We start from the raw sequence: 18,712 nt of genomic DNA on the forward strand, positions 1-18,712 counted from the left end.
CTGCAGTCAGCAGCTATTCAGCAGCCAGTCGAAGGAGACGACATGACAGAGAACGCAGCATCCGCAACGGGACTCATCGCTTTCCTCGGCCTGGGTCATATGGGCGGACCCATGGCCGCCAACCTGATCAAGGCCGGCCACCAGGTGATTGGCTATGACCCCGTCCCCGCGGCCGTTGAGGCTGCGGAAGCGCACGGGATTCCCATGGCCGCCTCGGCACACGAGGCTGCAGCTGAAGCCGCGGTGGTGTTGACCATGCTGCCCAGCGGCAAGCATGTGCTGGATGCGTACCGGGGTGTGGATGGGCCGGGACTGCTTTCCGTCGCCAAGCCGGACACCTTGTTCCTGGATTGTTCCACCATCAACGTTGACGAGGCCCGGCAGGCCGCCGTCATTGCCGTGGAAGCAGGCCACCGGTCCGTGGACGCGCCGGTTTCCGGTGGTGTGGTGGGGGCCGAGGCAGGCACGCTGACCTTCATGGTGGGTGCTTTGCCGGAGGACTTCGAAACCGTAAAGCCGATCCTTGAACTGATGGGGAAGAGGATTGTCCATTGCGGTGACCACGGTGCCGGGCAGGCCGCAAAGGTGTGCAACAACATGATCCTGGGGGTGTCCATGATCGCAGTTGCGGAAGCCTTCGTACTCGGCGAGAAGCTGGGCCTCACGCACCAGGCGCTGTTCGACGTCGCCTCCAATGCCTCCGGCCAGTGCTGGGCACTGACCACCAACTGCCCGGTCCCAGGGCCGGTTCCCACCAGCCCCGCCAACCGTGACTACCAGCCCGGGTTCGCCGGCGCTTTGATGGCCAAGGACCTGCGGCTGGCCGTGAACGCCTTGGAAAGCACAGGCGTTGCCGCCGAGATGGGTCCGCTGGCCTCCCGGATCTACGACGCTTTCGCGGCAGGCGAGGGCGCGGGGAGGGACTTCTCCGGAATCATCACCGAGATCCGGGACAAATCCGTGTGAGAGTTTGAGCTGTGTCCATGAGGGTTTTGACGAGAGGGAGAGCATGACGGAGCAGTACCAGAACATTGTGGTGGAACGGCGGGGCAGGGTTGGCTTGGTGACGTTGGACCGGCCGTCGGCGCTGAACGCGCTGAACACTGCTCTCATGAACGAACTCGTGGAAGCCGTGTCCGCCATGGACACCGATCCCGATGTTGGGGCGGTAGTGATCACGGGATCCGCCAAGGCCTTCGCGGCCGGCGCCGACATCAAGGAAATGTCCTCCAACAGCTATATGGAGATGTACGCGGCGGACTGGTTCCGGCACTGGGAGGACCTCACCCGATTGAGGATCCCCGTCATCGCAGCCGTTTCCGGTTTTGCCCTGGGTGGAGGGTGCGAGCTCGCCATGATGGCTGACTTCATCATCGCCGGTGACAACGCACGGTTCGGCCAGCCCGAAATCAACCTGGGCGTCATTCCGGGCATGGGCGGTTCGCAGCGGCTGACACGCGCCGTCGGCAAGGCCAAAGCGATGGACATGGTGCTGACCGGACGGTACATGGATGCTGAAGAGGCTGAGCGTTCCGGGCTGGTGTCCCGGGTGGTGCCGGCTGCGGAGGTCATTGAGGAAGCCGTCAAAGCGGCCGAAGTCATCGCGTCCAAGTCCAAGCCCGTGGCGATGATGGCCAAGGAAGCCGTCAACGCGGCCTTCGAAACCGGGCTGGCGCAAGGGGTACTTTTCGAGCGCAGGATCTTCCACTCGCTCTTCGCCACCGAAGACCAGAAGGAAGGCATGGCCGCGTTCAGCGGAAAGCGGGAGCCGGAGTTCAAGCACCGGTAGGAGATCGCTCAAACCGGGCCGGCCGACACGCAGCGGCTGTTCTCCGCGTTTACTTCCGCAATGCAGCGGGGCCCGGCTCACGTTCCATCCCCCGGACCTCCGCCGGGACCAGCGCCGCGTCAAAGAACGCGCGCTCCAGCCGCACGGCTTCGGCGAAGGTGGTTACCACGCGCCCCCGTGCCGCGGCGTCTGAAGGCTCGACGGCGTCGAACTCGTCGCGTAGCCAGGTCACCCATGCGTTGTACTCCGGGTTGTTGTGGAGACGGATCCACTCGGCGTGCTTTGGTTCGGCCGGCCACGAACCGGGGTCGCCGGCGCGGGCTGCCCAATCGCCGTACAGCCACTCTGCCACCAGAAGGACCGCCAGGACCTCCGGGTAGGAGCGGGTTGCCAGGGCGCTGCGCATCAGGGCATCGAAGTCGCGGGTCACCCTGTGGAGTGCGGGCGCCGCGCGATCTGCCTCGGGAACGTCGAGCTCGGCAAAGCAATCCTGGAAGTAGGTGTTCTCATCCGAGGCAAAGGCTCCCAGTACACCGGCGAAGACCAACCGGGAGGGCAACGACGGCGCCGACGCCACCGCTTGGCCCAGCAGGGCTGTGAAGGCATCACAGAACTGATAGTCCTGCACAAGGTAGTGGCGCAGGTTCTCATCGGGGAGGGAACCGTCCAACAACTGGTCCACGAACGGATGGTTGACGGCGGCGTCCCAGTCCTCGGCGTGCTGGTTCCTGAGTTCATTGGCAAAGCTCACGCTGTTTCCTCCTGAGTTGTCGGCCCTCGGAGCTTAGCAGCGGGGCTCTGCCCCCTCCGCCATGGAGGTCCAAGGCCCCTGCGACTTCCTTCGTTATATTGTCGGTGCCTGCTGCCAGAGTTGGGACATGGGGCTGATTGGGGAGAGTGGACCGGGCGCAGCAGTGGCGCTTGGGCGTGGTCGCTCCGCGCCGGATGCTGGTCAACCGGGCTTGCTTCCGCCCGGTGTCGGCGTACTTCCGGCCAGCACCGTCAGCGCGGACTTGATCGAGCAGTTGCGTGCCCTGGAGGAGATGAAGTCAGCCATCTGCGGATTGCAGGCGCGGGTTGCCGTCGCCTTTGACCTTGCCCAGCGCGCCGAACAAGCCGAGGCCAACGTCCCCGCATCGAAGCGTGGCCAAGGAGTAGGTGCCCAGGTTGCGTTGGCCCGGCGGGAGTCACCGAACCGTGGTTCCCGGCAGCTTGGTTTGGCGAAAGCCCTCGTTATGGAGATGCCGCGGACTTTGGCAGCGCTGCAGTCCGGGCAGCTGAATGAGTGGCGGGCCACACTGCTGGTGAAGGAGACTGCGTGTCTGTCTGTTGAGGATCGGTGCGCAGTGGATGAGGAACTCGCGCCCGATACCGGGACCTTTGCGGGCAAGGGCGACCGGGCGATCATTGCAGCTGCGAAGGCGGCGGCGTATCGACGGGATCCGAGGTCGGTGGTCGGGCGTGCCAGCCGTGCCGCGGCCGAACGAACCGTGAGCCTGCGTCCTGCGCCGGACACCATGACGTACCTGACCGCGCTGCTTCCCGTCGCCCAAGGAGTGGCGGTCTACGCAGCCCTGACCAGGGCTGCTGATTCGGCCCGCTGCCACAGTGAACTGGCTGGTGGGGATGCCGTATCTTCCGGGGTCGTCCCGACACGCGGCCAGCTCATGGCCGATACTCTGGTTGAGCGCGTCGCTGGTACCCCGGGCGGAATCTCCGGGATCAATCTGGACCTCGTCATGACCGACCGGACCCTTTTTCAAGGCGATAGCGAACCAGCACGCCTCAACGGCTACGGAATCGTCCCTGCCGAGTGGGCCAGATCAATGGTCGCCGAGGGCCAAGTTGAGCAGGATCAACCTGATCAGAACCATGCCAACGAGCTCACTGTCTGGCTTCGCCGGCTATACACCGCGCCGGCCACGGGAGAGCTGCTTGCCACCGATTCCAAAGCGCGGCTCTTTACTGGTCGACTTCGGCGATTCATCGAAACCCGCGACGATACCTGCCGGACACCGTACTGCGATGCACCCATCCGGCATATCGACCACATTGTGCCTTGGCGTTCCGGAGGCGAGACCAACCTCGCCAACGGCGCAGGACTGTGCGAAGCCTGCAATCACACCAAGGAAAACCCCGGCTGGTCCGCCAGAGCCATCCACGGTGACGTGCATACGCTCGAAATCAGTACCCCCACAGGACACAGCTACCGGTCAAAGGCCCCACCACTACCTGGATACCGACCCTCCAGAACGTAGGGCCCTCATTGCCCTCGGCGTTGACGTGGGCGTTATTCTTCCGTGAAGTCTCCGGCATCCCTGCGGAAGGCGCCGAGTACGCGGATGAGGTGGTCGACGTCGTCGTCCCCGAAACCCGACTTGCCAAACACCTCCGAGTTGAGAGCCGCCGTCGCCTTTTTTGCGAGGGTGCGGCCCTCTGCAGTCAGCTCAATGAGCGTGGTGCGGCCGTCAGTGGGGTGCGGTGAACGCGCCACCAGGGCGGCCTTTTCCAAGCGGTCGACGGCGTTGGTCACCGAGGTGGGGTGCACTTGCAGGAGCGCACTGGCTTTGTTCATGGGCAGCGCGCCGCTGCGGGCGAAACTCAGCAGCGCCAGGAGCTCGTACCTTGCGAACGTCAGCCCGAACGGTTTGAGGACGGTTTCGATCCGCGCGAGCAGGATCTGTTGCGTGCGCATGATCGCAGTGATGGCTGCCATGGGCGCGGCGACATCGCCCCAACCATGCCGTTCCCAGTTGCGCTGGGCATCGGCGATGGGATCGCGGGGGAGTGGGGTGCCCATGGGCCTCCTTGGTTGCTCGGGTGCTTAGTCTTTCAGATTCGGGAACTCTTCTTCGGTGTATTCCACGCCCAAACCTGTGGGAAGCGGACCGTCTCCATGCCGGGCAACTTCCGTTCCCCGGAGCTCCACCCGCCGGATCTTGCCTGAAATCGTTTTGGGCAATTCGCCGAACTCCAGGCGCCTGATCCGCTTGAAGGGTGCAAGTTGTTCCCTGCAGTATTTAAGGATGTCCTCCGCCACGGCAGGGCCGGGCTCGTAGCCCGCGGCCAGCACCACAAAAGCTTTCGGCACCGACAATTTCACGGCATCAGGCGAAGGCACGACGGCGGCCTCCGCCACTGCGGGATGCTCGATCAGGACGCTTTCGAGCTCGAAGGGGGACAACCGGTAGTCGGAGGACTTGAAGACGTCATCATCCCGGCCGACGTAGGTGATCACCCCGTCGGCGTCCCGGCTGGCCATATCGCCGGTGTGGTAATAACCGTTGCGGAAGGCATCGGCAGTCTTGGCTGCATCGCCGAAGTAGCCTTTCATCAGCCCCACGGGCCTGGGGTCCAAGCGCAGGCAAAGTTCGCCGTCGTCGGCTTCCTCTCCGGTGACCGGGTCGACAAGGACCACGTCGTACCCGGGCAACGGCCGGCCCATGGAGCCGATCTTGACCGGCTGGGCGGGGGTGTTGGCGATCTGGACTGTCGATTCGGTTTGGCCGAAGCCGTCGCGGATGGTGACGCCCCAGGCTTGCTCCACCTGGCCGATGACCTCCGCGTTGAGCGGTTCGCCTGCCGAGACTACCTTCCGTGGCGGGGTGGCCAGCTGCGTGAGGTCGGCCTGGATGAGCATCCGCCACACGGTGGGAGGTGCGCAGAAGCTGGTGACGCCCTCCCGGCCCATCTGTTCCATGAGGGCTGCTGCGTCGAAGCGTTCGTAGTTGTAGATGAAGACCGTAGCCTCGGCGATCCATGGTGTGAAGACGTTGGACCAGGCGTGCTTTGCCCAGCCCGGGGAAGCGACGTTCAGGTGCACGTCGCCCGGTTCCAGGCCGATCCAGTACATGGTGGACAGGTGGCCCACGGGGTAGGAAGTGTGGGTGTGCTCCACCAGCTTGGCGCGGGACGTGGTGCCGGAGGTGAAGTACAGCAGAAGGGTTTCGTCGGCGCGGGTGGGGGCGTCGGGCGTGAAGTCTGTGCCGGCGTCGTAGGAATCCGTGTACTGTTTGGCGGCCGGGTTGGTGCGCTCCGCGCCAACCTCAATGAGTTGGTAGTTGCCCTCGACGTCGGCGAACTTGCCGATGTTGGCACTGCCGACCGCCACCCAGGCTGCGCCGCCCCGCTCGACACGGTCCTGGAGATCCCTGGCTCCCATGAGCGTGGTGGTGGGGATCATGACGATGCCCAGCTTGATGCCCGCCAGCATGAGTTCCCAGAGCTCCACCTGGTTGCCGAGCATGATGATCATGTGGTCGCCGCGCCGTACCCCCTGGCCACGGAGCCAAGTGGCGAGCTGTGACGACCTGTCCGACAGTTCCTTGAACGTGCGCCGCGTGGAGCTGCCGTCCTGCTCCACGATGATGAGCGCGGGCTTGTTGCCCCGTTCCCCGTCCGCTGCGAGTTGGTCGAACCAATCCAGGGCGAAATTGAACTCATCGAAGCGGGGCCACTGGAATTCTGCGTGCGCGGTCGCGTAGTCCTCGCGCAATGCCAGCAGCCGGTCGCGGGCCGCACGGAAGTCTTCTGTGACTGTCATAGTCCGCCTTTCGCTGTGGGATTGCCAGGGCACCCTTGCCCGGCATCCCGCCTAGTGATCCACATCACCTTGCAATATACTAGGACATCCAAGGGTTTGGAAGAGCCTTCCGGGACATGACGAAGGGGTCTAATGCTCGAGCAAAAAGCTGCCGGCACCGTTACCAGCGGTCCAGCTTCAGAACGCGTCCTCCCTCCTTACCCGGAGGCGGACCTCATGCATGTGGTCGACCTGCTCCCCGACGGGGAACGGGAGCGGTACGTGCAGATCAGGGAGTTCCTGCAGTCACACATCCGTGCAGCCAGTATCGACTACTGGAACCGGGAAGAATTTCCCTTCGGACTGCTCGCGGAGATGGCGGGGTTCGGGCTGGGCGGGCTGCAAACGGACGGCTCCTCGCAGCTGTTCAAGGGGCTCATGTACACCGAAGTTGCACGCGCCGACGTGTCCCTTTCCGCGTTGGTGGGCATCCACAATGAACTCATCGTCGGCATGATCAACGAGCTCGGCTCACCGGAGCAGAAGCGCAAGTGGCTGCCCGGCCTGCAGGCTTTCACCCAGCTGGGCGCCTTCGCGTTGACGGAACCGGACCACGGTTCGGATATCGCCGGCGGACTCTCGACGACGGCGCGGCGCGACGGCGGCGAATGGGTCATCAGCGGTGCCAAGCGCTGGATCGGGGCCGGCACCATCGCCGACTTCGCTTTGGTCTGGGCGCGTGATGTTTCCGACGGCCACGTCAAGGGCTTCATTGTGGAAACGGACCGTCCCGGCTACTCCGCGACGAAAATCTCCAACAAAATCGGCCTGCGCATCATGCAGAATGCCGATATTGTCCTGGAGGAGGTCCGGATCCCGGCGTCGAACCTCCTGCCGGGCGCAACAGAGTTCTCCCGGGCGAACGATCTCCTGCGGGATTCCCGTGCGTGGGTGGGCTGGCAGGCTGCGGGCATCCAGTTGGCCGCTTTTGATATTGCGCGGTCCTACGCCTTGGAGAGGAAGCAGTTCGGCAAGGAACTCGCCCGCTTCCAGCTGGTGCAACAGCAGCTCGCCGACATCCTGGGCAACGCCAATGCTTCCCTGTCCATGATGGTTGAACTGGCGCGGATCCAGCAGGCGGGAAAGCTCCAGATGGTGCAGGCCGCCATGTGCAAGGCCACCACCACACGCCTGGCGCGTTCATCGGTGGCCATGGGCCGGTCCCTCCTGGGCGGGAACGGAATCACCACCGATTACGAGATGGGAAAGCTGTTCGGTGACGCCGAAATCCTCTACACCTACGAGGGCAGCTACGAGATCAACTCGATGATCGTGGCCCGCGCGGTGACGGGGAAATCGGCGTTCGTCTAAAAGTGGAAAGGGCATCCCTTCGCTGATGCGGAACCAGCGAAGGGATGCCCTTGTCGTGCTTGCTATGGGGCGTGATTGCCAGGGGTGTGCTTGCTAGGAATTGCGGGCCGCGGCGAGGGAGGGGTCGGCCTTTGCCGGGTCTGCCTGGTCTTCCGGCGCGGCAGCCGGCACGGCAGCGTGTTCGGCCAGGACCCCTGTCTTGTGCCTGATGCGGAGGCGGTAGAGGAGGGCTCCGCCCACCACCACTGCGGCAACGAACATCACACCGCCCCATTGCAGGTACCACTCGAAGGGCGGGACTGAGTTGTAGATCTCCGGTCGCGGCCACACCAGGTTCAGCGTCATCGCGCCGCCCCACAGGACTGCCAGGATGTTCACGGGCAGCCCCCACTTGCCGAGGCTGAACCCGGGTTCTGATCCGTCGTCCTTCAATGGCCACTTTTTGAGGAACCGGCGCCGCAGCATCGGCACGGTGACCAGCAGGTAGGAGAGGTAGATCAGGACGATGCTGATGCTGGAGAGAATGGTGAAGATTGCAGGCTGCGAGATGTTGACGATCAGCGGGATCACTGCCACGACGCCGATGACGATGGCGGCCACCGTGGGGGTTTTCCGGGTGGGATGCACTTTGCTGAGCTGGCGGCTGAAGGGAAGGTTGTTGTCCCTCGCCATGGCGAACATCATCCGGATGGCGGCTGCGTGGACGGCCAGGGTGCAGACGACGACGGCCACGACGATGCAGACAAGGAAGGCCTTGCCGAAGGGGCCGCCCAGCACCGAAAGCACGATGTACTGCAAACCGCCATCGGCCGCTCCGATTTTGGGATCGGAAAGGTCCGGGGCTGCCAGGATTCCGCCCAGGAGGAGCAGCCCGCCCAGCAGGAAGGATGCTGTGACGGCACGCAGGATCGCTTTGGGGGCCGTGCGCTTGGGGTCCTTGGTTTCTTCACCGAGTGAACTGGCGGTATCGAATCCGTACATGACGTAGCCGGAAGCCATTGCGGCGATGAGGAACACGCCGAAGAAGCCCAAGGGGTGTTCCTCGCCGAACCCGGCGGTGTCCAGGAGAACTTCCGGTCCGCGCACGGAGTGCCAGATGAGGGCCACGATGAGCAGGACGGCCGCCACCAGTTCCACGAACACGCCCACGCTGTTGATCATGGTCATGAGCTTTACGCCGAACGCATTGATGAGCGTGGAGATGCCGATCATGATGCTGGCAAGGATGACCCCGTTGACGGCGAAGTCGTACGGGCCGGTACCGTCGCCGACCAGTTGGAAACCGCTCCAGATCTGCGGCAGGGTGATTTGAAGGGCCAGGGCAACAGATCCCAGCGCCATGATGGACGAGAGCAGCAGCAGCCATCCGGCCAGCCACGCCCAGGTTCCTGTTGAGAGCCGCTTGGCCCAGTTGTAGACCGAGCCGGCCACGGGGTAGCGTCCGGCCAATTCCGCAAAGCACAGGGCAACCATGAGTTGGCCGACGAACACGATGGGCCATGACCACGCGTACGCGGGACCGGCCGTGGAGAAGCCGAAGTAGAACAGTTGGAAAACGCCGGTGAGGATGGAGATGTAACTGACGCCGGCTGCGAAGCTGGCAAACTTTCCGATGCTGCGGTCCAGGGTTTGGGCATAGCCAAACTCGTCCATACCGCTTGCATCGCTCTTGCAGGGTCCTAATTTGCTGGGTTCTGACATTCGAACTCCTAACTCAGACATGCACGAATGGTGATGACCTGCGGCCGCCATTGGTCGCAGTCGAAATCAAAAGGCCGGGCACATCTGCGTGCCTCAGGCTGTTTCCCCCGTTGATGTTGCGTGGCTGGCCGGGACGTTCGAGGTGGTCGATGTCCGGGCCGGCCCGCCAAGCCACTTCCGTTTAAGTGTGGCGTGGGTCATAAGAAGCAGGTTAGTTCAGTTTGAACATGCGTTCAAGACTTGTGAATGAACAAATGCTCAAGAATAATCCGCGCCTTTCCGTTCACCGCCGCGCCCCTGGGGGTGCGCGGAAGCGCCGGTGAAGGCGCGCCCGCTTCACCGCTGGTTTCGGATGATGTCCCGTGCCCGCTCAGGCAAGGGACAAGCTGAAGTCCGCCGCCGCCGTCGTCGTTTCGCCCGACCGGCCGGCGCGGATGAGGTCTGCGCACCGCTCGCCAATCATCATCACGGTGATGTTGGGGTTTACCGTGACGTGCTCGGGCATAACGGAGGCGTCGGCCACGCGAAGGCCCGTTACGCCCTTGACGCGCAGCTCGGGATCCAGGGGCGACATGTCGTCGCTCACCGGGCCCATGCGGACTGTCCCGACGGGATGGTAGACGGTGTTGTGCGTCTTGCGGATGTAATCCTGCAGTTCCTCGTCGGTCTGCGCTTCGATGCCGGGGGAGAGCTCCCGGCCGGCCCATTCGGCCATGGCCGGCTGGGCCGCGATTTCCCGGGCTTTGCGGATGCCAGCCACCATGACGCGCATGTCGTGGCCTTCCGGATCGGTGAAGTACCGGGGATCCACCATGGGCTTGTCGCGGAAGTCCCGGCTGCGGAGCCGCACAGTCCCGCGGGAACGGGCATGGGTGACGTTCGGGGTGAGGCTGAAGCCGTTCTCCGTGGTGGGGTAGCCGTAGCGCAGGGTGTTCATGTCGAAGGGGACCGAGCCGTAGTGCATCATCAGGTCCGGACGGTCCAAGCCCTCCTCGGTGGGGGTGAAGATGCCGATTTCCCACCATTGGGTGGAGGTCTGCACCATCGGCTGCTTGGCTTCGAACTGGACGACGCCTTCCGGGTGGTCCTGCAAGTGCTCGCCCACGCCGGGCGAATCCACCAGCACCTCGACGCCATGGGCCGCCAGGTGGTCAGCGGGGCCGATGCCGGAGAGCATGAGGAGCTTCGGGGAATCAATGGCGCCGGTGGAGAGGATCACCTCGCGATGTGCCGAGAGGCGGTGGGTGCGGCCGAAGGCTGAATCAACCACGTCGACGCCGGTGCAGCGCTTGTCCGCGTCGAACACCAGTTGGCGGGCCCGGAGGCCCGTGAGGAGCGTGAAGTTGGGGCGGTCAATGATCGGGTGGATGTAGGACACCGAGCTGGACGAGCGGGTTCCGTCCGAGCGGCGGTTGATCTGGAAGAAATTGGCTCCGTTCACAACGGTGGTGCCCGTATTGAACTTGGCCCGGGGGATCCCTGTCTGCTCGCAGGCGTCCAGCAGGGCCACTCCGGCCGGGTCCACCGGGGGCACATTCATCAAGTGGACGGGGCCGGAATCGCCGTGGTGGGGAGCGTCAGGGCCGGCGTCCTCGTTCGTTTCGAGCCTTTTGTACAGCGGCCAGGCGGCGTCGGCGTTCCATCCCGTGGCCCCGTACTTGGATTCCCATTCGTCCAGGTCCTCGCGGGGAGCCCAGAAAGCTATGCAGGAGTTGTGACTGGAGCAGCCGCCCATGACCTTGGCGCGGGCGTGACGCATGAAGGAGTTGCCGTTCTCCTGTGGTTCCACCGGGTAGTCCCAGTCGTACCCCGACTCCAGCAGTTCCATCCAGCGGTCCAGCTGCAGGATTTCGGGCAGGTTGCGGTCATCCGGACCGGCTTCAACGAGGGCCACCGTCACGTCCGGATCCTCGCTCAACCGGGCGGCAACCGCGGCCCCTGCGGACCCGCCGCCGATGACGACGTAGTCGAACGCGCGCTCGCCGAGGGTTTCGATGTTGTCGCTGTGCATCTAGTTCTCCTTGCTGTGGTCAGCGAACCAGCCGGTCACCTGGGGGCTGGTGTTCTGGTAGATGTGCTTGGCTTCCTGGTACTCAGCCAGGCCGGTGGGGCCGAGCTCGCGGCCTATTCCCGATTGGCCAAAGCCGCCCCACTCCGCCTGGGGGAGGTAGGGGTGGTAGTCGTTGATCCAGATGGTGCCGTGACGCAACCGGCCGGCCACGCGCTGTGCCTTGCCGGCGTCCTGCGTCCAGACGGCTCCAGCCAGTCCGTAGATGGTGTCGTTGGCGATGGCCACGGCTTCGTCCTCGGTCCGGAAGGTCTCCACGGTTACTACCGGGCCGAACGCCTCGTCGACCACCACAGACATTCCCCGGGTAACGCGGTCCAGGATGGTCGGCTGGTAGTAGAACCCGGCGTCGTACTTCTGTCCTTCAGGCGCCGAGCCGCCGGTCCGCAGCCGGGCGCCTTCCGCGATGCCGCGCTGGACGTACTCGTGGACTTTGTCGCGGTGTTCGGCGGAGATCAGCGGGCCGGTTTCGGCGTCCTCATCGAACGGCCCGCCCAGACGGATGGTTTCGGCGCGGCGGACAAGCTCGTCGACAAAACGCTCTGCGATGGACTCCTCCACCACCAGGCGGGCACCTGCGGAGCAAACCTGCCCGGAGTGGACGAAGGCTCCGTTGAGGGCGTTGTCGACGGCGGCATCGAAGTCGGCGTCGGCGAAGACGACGTTGGGGTTCTTGCCACCGAGTTCCAGCGCCACCTTCTTGACGGTGGCGGCTGCGGCCGCGGCGATGCTCTTGCCGGTTTCCAGGCCGCCGGTGAAGGAAACGAGGTCGACGTCGGGATGTTCCGTCAGCGGTGCGCCCACCTTGCGGCCGGGGCCGGTGAGAAGGTTCGCGACGCCGTCGGGCAGGCCAAGATCCTTCAGCAGCTGCATGGTGAGAATGGCGGTGGACGGCGTCAGCTCGGCGGGCTTGAGGACGAAAGAGCAGCCGGCGGCCAGTGCCGGGGCGATCTTCCAGGCTGCTTGCAGCAGGGGGTAGTTCCACGGTGTGATCAGGCCGCAGACGCCCACGGGTTCGTAGACGATCCGGCTGACGACGTCGGGATTTCCGGCGTCCACAACGCGGCCCGGCTGCTGGCCCGCGAGCCTGCCGAAGTATTCGAAGCAGGCCGCGATGTCGTCCATGTCGATCCGGCTCTCGATAATGCGCTTGCCGGTGTCCAGGGATTCTGCGCGGGCGAACTTCTCGCGGCGTTCGCGCAGTTCCGCGGCGACTTTGAGCAGGAAGGCGCCCCGCTCGGGGGCCGGGACGGAGGACCAGACTCCGGAGTCGAAGGCCGCGCGGGCTGCGGCAATAGCGCGCTCGGCGTCTTCGCGGCCGCCCTCGGATACCGTGGCGACCAACTCGCCGTCGGCTGGGTTGTGAATGTCGCGGACCGCGCCGGACGCAGCCGGCTCCCACGATCCGTTGATGAAAAGAGTGGATGCGGAATCAGAAAATGTGGCTTGGGTCATACGAAGCAGGTTAGTTCACTTTGAACATCTGTTCAAGGAAAATCATGAACGGATGTTCAAAGTGGTAGCTGTCTCGTCCTTCCGGTGACGCGGCATTCGTCAACCCATCCAAGACCCGGGCCGCTACGAATCAGTTGCATGAAAAAGCTTGGATCCCGGACCAGAGGTACCGACAGCATGGCGGCGCTGGCAGGCGTGGTGTCGGCCGGCGTCGTGCTCGCCGTAGCGGAACTGATCGGCGCATTCTTCACTGCCAGGGCAACCCCGGTGTTTGCACTGGGATCCACCTTCATCGACTTCACGCCGCCCTGGATGAAGGACTTTGCGATCGCCACGTTCGGCACCAACGACAAGGCCGCCCTGTTCGTGGGCATGGGCGTAACCATCGCCGTGCTTGCCTGCGTGCTGGGTGTGGTGGCCTACCGTAAGTGGGCCCTCGGCGTCCTGGGCGTGCTGTTCATGGGCGCAGTGATCGTGGCCTGCGTCCTGACCCGTGCAGGGGTGGGTTTCGCCGACGCCATCCCCTCGATCCTGGGAACCATCGCCGGGCTTCTGGTCCTGCGGCGCCTCATGGTGCCGTTGTGGGGGATGAAGGCGTGGCCGGAAGCTCCCGCGGACATGGCTGCCGACGCCGAAGTCCGCAACGGCAGTGCCGGCGTTGGCACCGCCGGGACCAGCCGCCGTCGTTTCTTTGCCGCTGCCGGAATCACCGCGGTGGCTGCCGGCATCGCCGCAACCGGTGGGCGGTTGCTCGGAGCCGCGCGCAACAACATAGCCGAGGCCCGGAACGCGCTGAAGCTCCCCGCGCCGGTCAAGGCCGCGCCTCCCGTGCCGGCCGGCGTCCAGTCCCCGGTTGAGGGAGTCTTTCCATGGCTGACACCCAACAGCGAGTTCTACCGTATTGATACCGCCCTGAGTGTCCCGGAAATCAACGTTGATGACTGGCAATTGCGGGTGCACGGAATGGTCGAGGAAGAGGTCACCCTCAGTTTCCAGGACCTGCTCGATGCCGAACTGATCGAATCACATGTCACGCTGACCTGCGTGTCCAACCCTGTGGGCGGAAAGCTGGCAGGCAACGCCAAGTGGCTGGGTCTTCCCATCCGCGAGGTCCTGGCCAGGGCCAAACCCAAGGAAGGCGCGGACATGGTGCTTTCGAAATCCATCGACGGCTTCAGTGCTTCCACCCCGCTGGAGGTCCTTCAGGATGACCGCGATGCCATGCTGGCGATCGGCATGAACGGGGAGCCGCTTCCGGTGGAGCACGGATACCCTGTGCGGATGGTGGTTCCGGGGTTGTACGGGTTCGTTTCAGCCACTAAATGGGTGGTGGACCTTGAGGTCACCCGCTTCGCGGACAGTAAGGCGTACTGGACTGAGCGTGGCTGGTCGGAGCGCGGCCCCATCAAGACCATGGCACGTGTGGACGTACCCAAGTCCTTTGCGAAGTTCCCGGCAGGCAAGGTCGCCGTGGGTGGCAGTGCATGGGCGCAGACGCGGGGAATCACGAAGGTGGAAGTGCAGATCGACGACGGCGAGTGGGTCGAAGCAACCCTCTCCGACGAGGCATCCACCATTACCTGGCGCCAGTGGTCCTATGAATGGGACGCCACACCGGGCATCCACTACGTGAAGGCCCGCGCCACCGACGGTACCGGAGAAGTCCAGACGGAAAAGCGCGCAGATCCTGTACCTGACGGCGCCTCGGGCTGGCCGTCGGTGATGGTGACGGTGGAGTAGGTGCGGGTACTCGTCAACGAGCTATTCGGAGTGTCTGCTCATCCGTGACGATGCGGCCGGGAACCAAGAGATGGTTTCGGAAAGAGAAAGAGCCCGCTGGACAGCGGGCTCTTTCGTAATCTTTTGTCCGCGAGGGGAGGCCTAAGCCCACGAAACACGCGACTCGTGCTAATCACTTTAGGATAATTATGTGCCATATGCCAATTCAGCTGCACAGGCCGCGATTCACGCGTCCCTGTCCGGACCCCGCATGTCCACCTACCTTCAGGCCACCTCTGGAGACTCGAAAAGAGCGTTGGACCTCTACGGATGGAATGCTCGGGCGTCGGCAGCCCTGATGCTGCCAGCGCATTTCGCCGAAGTTATCGTTCGGAACGCTGTGTCTGATGCCTTGACCGGACTTTACGGTCCGGACTGGCCATGGAACCCAACGTTCGAGGGCAGCCTCCCAGGGGGGCCTCGTGGACGTTACAGTCCTCGGTGGGATTTGGTCTCGACCCGTACTAGCCAACCTACAACGGGCAAAGTCATCGCTGAATTGAAGTTCGTCTTCTGGCAGAAGATGTTCACCGCGCGTCATGACGAACGCCTTTGGGATCAAGCCATTTTATCCCTGTTCCCTCATGCATCAGCCAAGACCGCAGAGGCCTTGCGTGGACAGATCTATGCAGACTTGGATGCAATTCGTCTGCTCCGGAACCGTATCGCCCACCATGAACCAATCTTCAAACGACACCTCGCCGACGATCTGAAGAGAGTGGTCGAACTAGTGGACATGCGCTGCGCTGCCACCGCCGGCTGGGTCAGGGCCATCGAGACGGCAAGCACGGTCCTCCGCGAACGTCCCTGACTGCCTTCCGGCTACCTAGCGGTGCTCGCCCTGAAGGGCAGAGCCAAACGCAATCTCTTCCGTGCGCGAAATTCCCCGCTCGATGGCCGCCTTGTCGATGCCCAGAAGCGTGGTGAGCCACATGCCGTTTTGCACGACGACGACGTCATCCGCCCGGGCCTTGCATTCATCGGCGGAGAGCCCGGGAACTGCGTTTCCGATCAGTGCAGCCAGCCCCTGCAGGTATCGGTCAAAGGCTGCGGCGTTGATTTGTGCGAACTCCTCATCGGCCTGGGCGAGGGCCCACAAGTGAAGGCGAAGGGACAGATACCTCGTTGTCAGAAGTCCGGGGTCGGCAACGCGCCGAAGAGCCTCCCGCAGCTGCTCCTCGGGATTTGAAGCCGGTTCGGGCTCCACCAACAGAAGGTCGTGTTCCTCAATCTGGTGCAGCACCGCACGGATCAGGCTCGACTTGTCCTCGTAGTAGTAGTTCACAAGCCCCAGGGCGACGCCGGCTTCGCGCGCCACCGCACGCATGTTGATGCCCGAAATGCCGTGGCGGGACAGCAACTCCAGGGCTGCTTCGAGGATGCGTGTCTGCCTGTCAGCCTGTTCGCCGGTTTTTACGGTGCTTGTACCCATTCGGCCAGACTATTGCCAAACCCGGATCAGCGCATCCCGACCGCCTAGAGGTTTCTTTCCGCGTAGATACGCAGGGCATCCCGCACAAAAGCGGCCCCTGATTCCCCGCCGTAATTGGCGGCAAAACGCGGATCTGCCACATACATTTCGCCCAGGCCCGAGACGTAACCTTTGACGTCTCCGCCAGGTGCCGCCGTCGGGGTTCCCGGGATGCCGCGCAACCACTCGACGTGCCGTTTCGCGAGGTCCTGCGCTTCAGCGCTGTCCGGTTCGACGCCGGATTCGGCGGCCGCAATCCAGTCCGAGCCGAGCTTCCGGACACGGTCCTTCCATTGCTGCTTTTCTTCGGCGCTCATGCCGCGCCACCAGGAATCGCCGGCGGCGTAGGCATCCTTGCCCCAGCGTTCCTCGACTTCGTCCTTGTACTGTGTGTGGTCGAAACCATCAAACATGTCCTGTGCCATGTACTTTCCATCCCCTTGCATCGTGTCGATTGTTTGCCGGACTGAGGCGATTTGCCGGGCAAGCCGGTCCCGCTCCTGGCCGAGCCATTCCAGATGGCTGCTCAGTGCTTTGACCGTGTCCGTCTCGCGATGGAGCACTTCGGCGATGGCCGGCAGGCCGAGCCCCAGTTCCCGGAGCAGGAGGATGCGCTGGAGCTGGACCAAGGCCGGACCGTCATAGTAGCGGTAGCCGTTATGGCCGGTCCGGCTTGGCTTGAGCAGCCCGATGTCGTCGTAGTGACGCAGTGTGCGGCTGGTAGTCCCTGCGATCCGTGCGATTTCCTGGATTGACCAGTCCATCTGTCCTCCGTCTCCTCCTTGTTCTTCGACATTAGAGGTTGACGTTACGTCAAGGTCAAGGGGATTGTGTCTGCCACTAGTCGGCCAGGATCAGGTAGAGCGCCCGGCGGGTTTCGTCCAGCTTCTCGATTGCGGCCCGGCGCTGTTCCTCCGTTGCCGCGCCGCGGAACTGGTGGATGACCCCCATCAGCTTGCCGATGCTCTGGTGGAATTCCTGCATGTTTCCGTCGGCCTCGGTATTCCAAGCGTTGGCGAGTTCTTCCTCATGCTCGGCAACGTAGGCGCGGCCGTCATCGGTGAGGGTGAATTCCGTCCGGCGACCCTCGCCCACTGCCGTGATGAGCTCTTCATCAACCAGCTGCTGGAGGGTGGGGTAGACGGAGCCGGGGCTCGGGCGCCACGCTCCGGATGTCTTCTCGGCAATGGTCTTGATCAGGCCGTAGCCGTTGGACGGAGCCTCAGCGAGCAGGGAGAGGATTGCCGCGCGGACATCGCCGCGGTTACGGCGGGGGCCGCCCGGGCCGAAGCCTCTCGGCCCGAATCCGCCGGGCCCGAATCCCGGGCCAAAGCCTGGTCCGCGCCCTGGCCCAAAGCCGCCTCCGCCGTGCCCGCCCGGACCGCGACGGCCCTTGCTGCGGTTGAAGCGGCTGCGGCCGTGGGGACCTTCGCCGTGTTCCGGGAAAGAGTTTTCTTCGTGATTGTGAATGCCTTTCATAACAGCATCGTCCTTTCGGTAGTTGTCACCGAAGGAGTATCGGTGATAGTTAACGATATATCGATATCTATCGCAGTGTCAATGGAGGTGAGGGAGGGTTTGGTTGAAGGGCGCGGGAGGTGAGGGAGGGTTAAAGCACGACGGCGGGTGCGGACTTATCGCTAAGTCCGCACCCGCCGTCGTGGATGTCTTTAGTGGCGTCCCTGGAAGGCTGCGCCTACTTCCACCAGGTATCGAAGATCGTGACCGGCACCGTCCGCTTGTGGCGGGTCCGGAGATATTTCTGCTCGATCAGTTCCGCTGACGCCTGGTCGATGTCGCGGCCTTCAAGGTAGTCGTCGATCTGGTCGTAGGTAATGCCGAGCTCGTCCTCATCGGTGCGGCCGGGCTTGTTATCCAGGAGGTCGGCCGTGGGGACCTTCTCCCAGACGCGCGATGGAGCTCCGAGCTCGGCAAGGAGTGCGCGGTTCTGGCGTTTGTTGAGGCCGAACAGCGGCAGGATGTCCGCGCCGCCGTCGCCGAATTTAGTGAAGAAGCCCGTCACGGACTCGGCGCCGTGGTCGGTTCCGATCACCAGGTAATTGTGTTCGCCGGCCAGTGCGTACTGGGCGATCATCCGTGCGCGCGCCTTGGTGTTGCCCTTGTGGAAGTCGGAGATCGGAGCGCCGGTGGTCTTCTCGAACTCATCCTCGAAACCGTCAACGGCCCGGGAAATGTTGTAGGTCCACTCGGTCTTGGCCTTAATGAAGTCCAGTGCTGCCTGGGCGTCGTCCTCGTCGTGCTGCACGCCGTACGGAAGGCGGACCGCTACGAAGTTCGCCTCGACACCTTCGGCCTCCAGTTCCTCCACCGCGAGCTGGGCGAGGCGGCCGGCCAACGACGAATCGATGCCGCCCGAAATGCCCAGGACAAAGCCTTTGGTTCCTGTTGCCTTCAAGTAATCCTTCAGGAAGGTGACCCGCTTGCGGATCTCCTCCGCAGGATCGATCCGGGGCTGGACGCCCATTTCCTCAATGATCTTGGCCTGGAGTTCGCGCATGTGTTCCACACTAGTCAGCATGGCTGCGGACGCTCAAC

The 18,712-nt window shown here is 63.7% G+C and carries 16 protein-coding genes; 6 read left to right on the plus strand and 10 right to left on the minus strand.

Going from position 1 to position 18,712, the window contains the following annotated elements:
• Positions 1-42 precede the first annotated feature (42 nt).
• Both mmsB and ACNAOU_RS02375 read left to right on the plus strand, forming a co-directional pair.
• Positions 43-966 (plus strand): 3-hydroxyisobutyrate dehydrogenase, encoded by a 924-nt coding sequence (mmsB, locus tag ACNAOU_RS02370; protein WP_079582492.1) that lies wholly within the window; start codon positions 43-45, stop codon positions 964-966.
• Positions 967-1,009: 43 nt separating this feature from the next.
• Complete coding sequence (locus tag ACNAOU_RS02375; RefSeq protein ID WP_018779481.1) at positions 1,010-1,789, plus strand: enoyl-CoA hydratase; 780 nt, start codon at positions 1,010-1,012, stop codon at positions 1,787-1,789.
• A gap of 49 nt (positions 1,790-1,838) precedes the next feature.
• Here ACNAOU_RS02375 and ACNAOU_RS02380 read toward each other — a convergent pair whose 3' ends face one another.
• The gene (locus ACNAOU_RS02380) at positions 1,839-2,540 is read right to left on the minus strand and encodes a TenA family protein (protein WP_422757931.1); all 702 of its coding nucleotides are present in this window, start codon (positions 2,538-2,540) and stop codon (positions 1,839-1,841) included.
• 127 nt (positions 2,541-2,667) lie between these two features.
• Between ACNAOU_RS02380 and ACNAOU_RS02385 the strand changes: the two genes are divergently transcribed.
• Positions 2,668-4,047: an HNH endonuclease signature motif containing protein gene (locus ACNAOU_RS02385; RefSeq protein WP_081623386.1), complete on the plus strand. Its 1,380-nt coding sequence runs from the start codon at positions 2,668-2,670 to the stop codon at positions 4,045-4,047.
• 32 nt (positions 4,048-4,079) lie between these two features.
• Here ACNAOU_RS02385 and ACNAOU_RS02390 read toward each other — a convergent pair whose 3' ends face one another.
• The gene (locus ACNAOU_RS02390) at positions 4,080-4,589 is read right to left on the minus strand and encodes a MarR family winged helix-turn-helix transcriptional regulator (protein ID WP_018779478.1); all 510 of its coding nucleotides are present in this window, start codon (positions 4,587-4,589) and stop codon (positions 4,080-4,082) included.
• A gap of 24 nt (positions 4,590-4,613) precedes the next feature.
• Positions 4,614-6,332 (minus strand): AMP-binding protein, encoded by a 1,719-nt coding sequence (locus tag ACNAOU_RS02395; protein ID WP_422757932.1) that lies wholly within the window; start codon positions 6,330-6,332, stop codon positions 4,614-4,616.
• 132 nt (positions 6,333-6,464) lie between these two features.
• Here ACNAOU_RS02395 and ACNAOU_RS02400 point away from each other — a divergent pair, with 132 nt between their 5' ends.
• The gene (locus tag ACNAOU_RS02400; protein ID WP_018779476.1) at positions 6,465-7,682 is read left to right on the plus strand and encodes an acyl-CoA dehydrogenase family protein; all 1,218 of its coding nucleotides are present in this window, start codon (positions 6,465-6,467) and stop codon (positions 7,680-7,682) included.
• A gap of 93 nt (positions 7,683-7,775) precedes the next feature.
• Here the strand turns inward: ACNAOU_RS02400 and ACNAOU_RS02405 are convergent, their stop codons facing one another.
• From ACNAOU_RS02405 to ACNAOU_RS02415, 3 genes are all read right to left on the minus strand, one after another.
• Positions 7,776-9,383, minus strand: a complete 1,608-nt coding sequence (locus ACNAOU_RS02405; protein ID WP_052247096.1) for an APC family permease — start codon at positions 9,381-9,383, stop codon at positions 7,776-7,778.
• Positions 9,384-9,753: 370 nt separating this feature from the next.
• A complete protein-coding gene (locus tag ACNAOU_RS02410; protein ID WP_422757933.1) occupies positions 9,754-11,394 on the minus strand; it encodes a GMC family oxidoreductase in 1,641 nt (546 codons plus the stop codon).
• Entirely contained in the window at positions 11,395-12,906 is a 1,512-nt protein-coding gene (locus tag ACNAOU_RS02415) for an aldehyde dehydrogenase family protein (RefSeq protein ID WP_422757934.1), read from the minus strand.
• A gap of 138 nt (positions 12,907-13,044) precedes the next feature.
• Here ACNAOU_RS02415 and ACNAOU_RS02420 point away from each other — a divergent pair, with 138 nt between their 5' ends.
• Together ACNAOU_RS02420 and ACNAOU_RS02425 are read left to right on the plus strand one after the other, a co-directional pair.
• Entirely contained in the window at positions 13,045-14,646 is a 1,602-nt protein-coding gene (locus ACNAOU_RS02420; RefSeq protein ID WP_026267410.1) for a molybdopterin-dependent oxidoreductase, read from the plus strand.
• A gap of 538 nt (positions 14,647-15,184) precedes the next feature.
• Positions 15,185-15,496, plus strand: a complete 312-nt coding sequence (locus tag ACNAOU_RS02425; protein ID WP_200888217.1) for a hypothetical protein — start codon at positions 15,185-15,187, stop codon at positions 15,494-15,496.
• Positions 15,497-15,511: 15 nt separating this feature from the next.
• Here ACNAOU_RS02425 and ACNAOU_RS02430 read toward each other — a convergent pair whose 3' ends face one another.
• From ACNAOU_RS02430 to nadE, 4 genes are all read right to left on the minus strand, one after another.
• Positions 15,512-16,117, minus strand: a complete 606-nt coding sequence (locus tag ACNAOU_RS02430) for a TetR/AcrR family transcriptional regulator (RefSeq protein ID WP_422757935.1) — start codon at positions 16,115-16,117, stop codon at positions 15,512-15,514.
• 44 nt (positions 16,118-16,161) lie between these two features.
• Entirely contained in the window at positions 16,162-16,920 is a 759-nt protein-coding gene (locus tag ACNAOU_RS02435) for a MerR family transcriptional regulator (protein ID WP_193590779.1), read from the minus strand.
• Between the two features lie 76 nt (positions 16,921-16,996).
• Positions 16,997-17,635, minus strand: a complete 639-nt coding sequence (locus ACNAOU_RS02440) for a PadR family transcriptional regulator (RefSeq protein ID WP_039239467.1) — start codon at positions 17,633-17,635, stop codon at positions 16,997-16,999.
• A 217-nt stretch (positions 17,636-17,852) separates the two neighbouring features.
• Positions 17,853-18,674 carry an ammonia-dependent NAD(+) synthetase gene (gene nadE / locus ACNAOU_RS02445; protein WP_189076703.1) on the minus strand — a complete coding sequence of 274 codons (822 nt, stop codon included), beginning with the start codon at positions 18,672-18,674 and terminating at the stop codon, positions 17,853-17,855.
• Between the last annotated feature and the right edge of the window lie 38 nt (positions 18,675-18,712).

The organism is Paenarthrobacter sp. C1, assembly GCF_049315185.1.
Lineage (GTDB): Bacteria > Actinomycetota > Actinomycetes > Actinomycetales > Micrococcaceae > Arthrobacter > Arthrobacter nicotinovorans.

Bases quoted from the DNA above. Each gene is read 5' to 3' on its own strand.
- ACNAOU_RS02415 (WP_422757934.1), bottom strand. From the start codon at position 12,906: ATGACCCAAGCCACATTTTCTGATTCCGCATCCACTCTTTTCATCAAC.
- mmsB (WP_079582492.1), top strand. From the start codon at position 43: ATGACAGAGAACGCAGCATCCGCAACGGGACTCATCGCTTTCCTCGGC.
- ACNAOU_RS02375 (WP_018779481.1), top strand. From the start codon at position 1,010: ATGACGGAGCAGTACCAGAACATTGTGGTGGAACGGCGGGGCAGGGTT.
- ACNAOU_RS02400 (WP_018779476.1), top strand. From the start codon at position 6,465: ATGCTCGAGCAAAAAGCTGCCGGCACCGTTACCAGCGGTCCAGCTTCA.
- ACNAOU_RS02440 (WP_039239467.1), bottom strand. From the start codon at position 17,635: ATGAAAGGCATTCACAATCACGAAGAAAACTCTTTCCCGGAACACGGC.
- ACNAOU_RS02420 (WP_026267410.1), top strand. From the start codon at position 13,045: ATGAAAAAGCTTGGATCCCGGACCAGAGGTACCGACAGCATGGCGGCG.
- ACNAOU_RS02435 (WP_193590779.1), bottom strand. From the start codon at position 16,920: ATGGACTGGTCAATCCAGGAAATCGCACGGATCGCAGGGACTACCAGC.
- ACNAOU_RS02405 (WP_052247096.1), bottom strand. From the start codon at position 9,383: ATGTCAGAACCCAGCAAATTAGGACCCTGCAAGAGCGATGCAAGCGGT.
- ACNAOU_RS02390 (WP_018779478.1), bottom strand. From the start codon at position 4,589: ATGGGCACCCCACTCCCCCGCGATCCCATCGCCGATGCCCAGCGCAAC.
- ACNAOU_RS02410 (WP_422757933.1), bottom strand. From the start codon at position 11,394: ATGCACAGCGACAACATCGAAACCCTCGGCGAGCGCGCGTTCGACTAC.
- ACNAOU_RS02385 (WP_081623386.1), top strand. From the start codon at position 2,668: ATGGGGCTGATTGGGGAGAGTGGACCGGGCGCAGCAGTGGCGCTTGGG.
- ACNAOU_RS02430 (WP_422757935.1), bottom strand. From the start codon at position 16,117: ATGGGTACAAGCACCGTAAAAACCGGCGAACAGGCTGACAGGCAGACA.
- ACNAOU_RS02395 (WP_422757932.1), bottom strand. From the start codon at position 6,332: ATGACAGTCACAGAAGACTTCCGTGCGGCCCGCGACCGGCTGCTGGCA.
- nadE (WP_189076703.1), bottom strand. From the start codon at position 18,674: ATGCGCGAACTCCAGGCCAAGATCATTGAGGAAATGGGCGTCCAGCCC.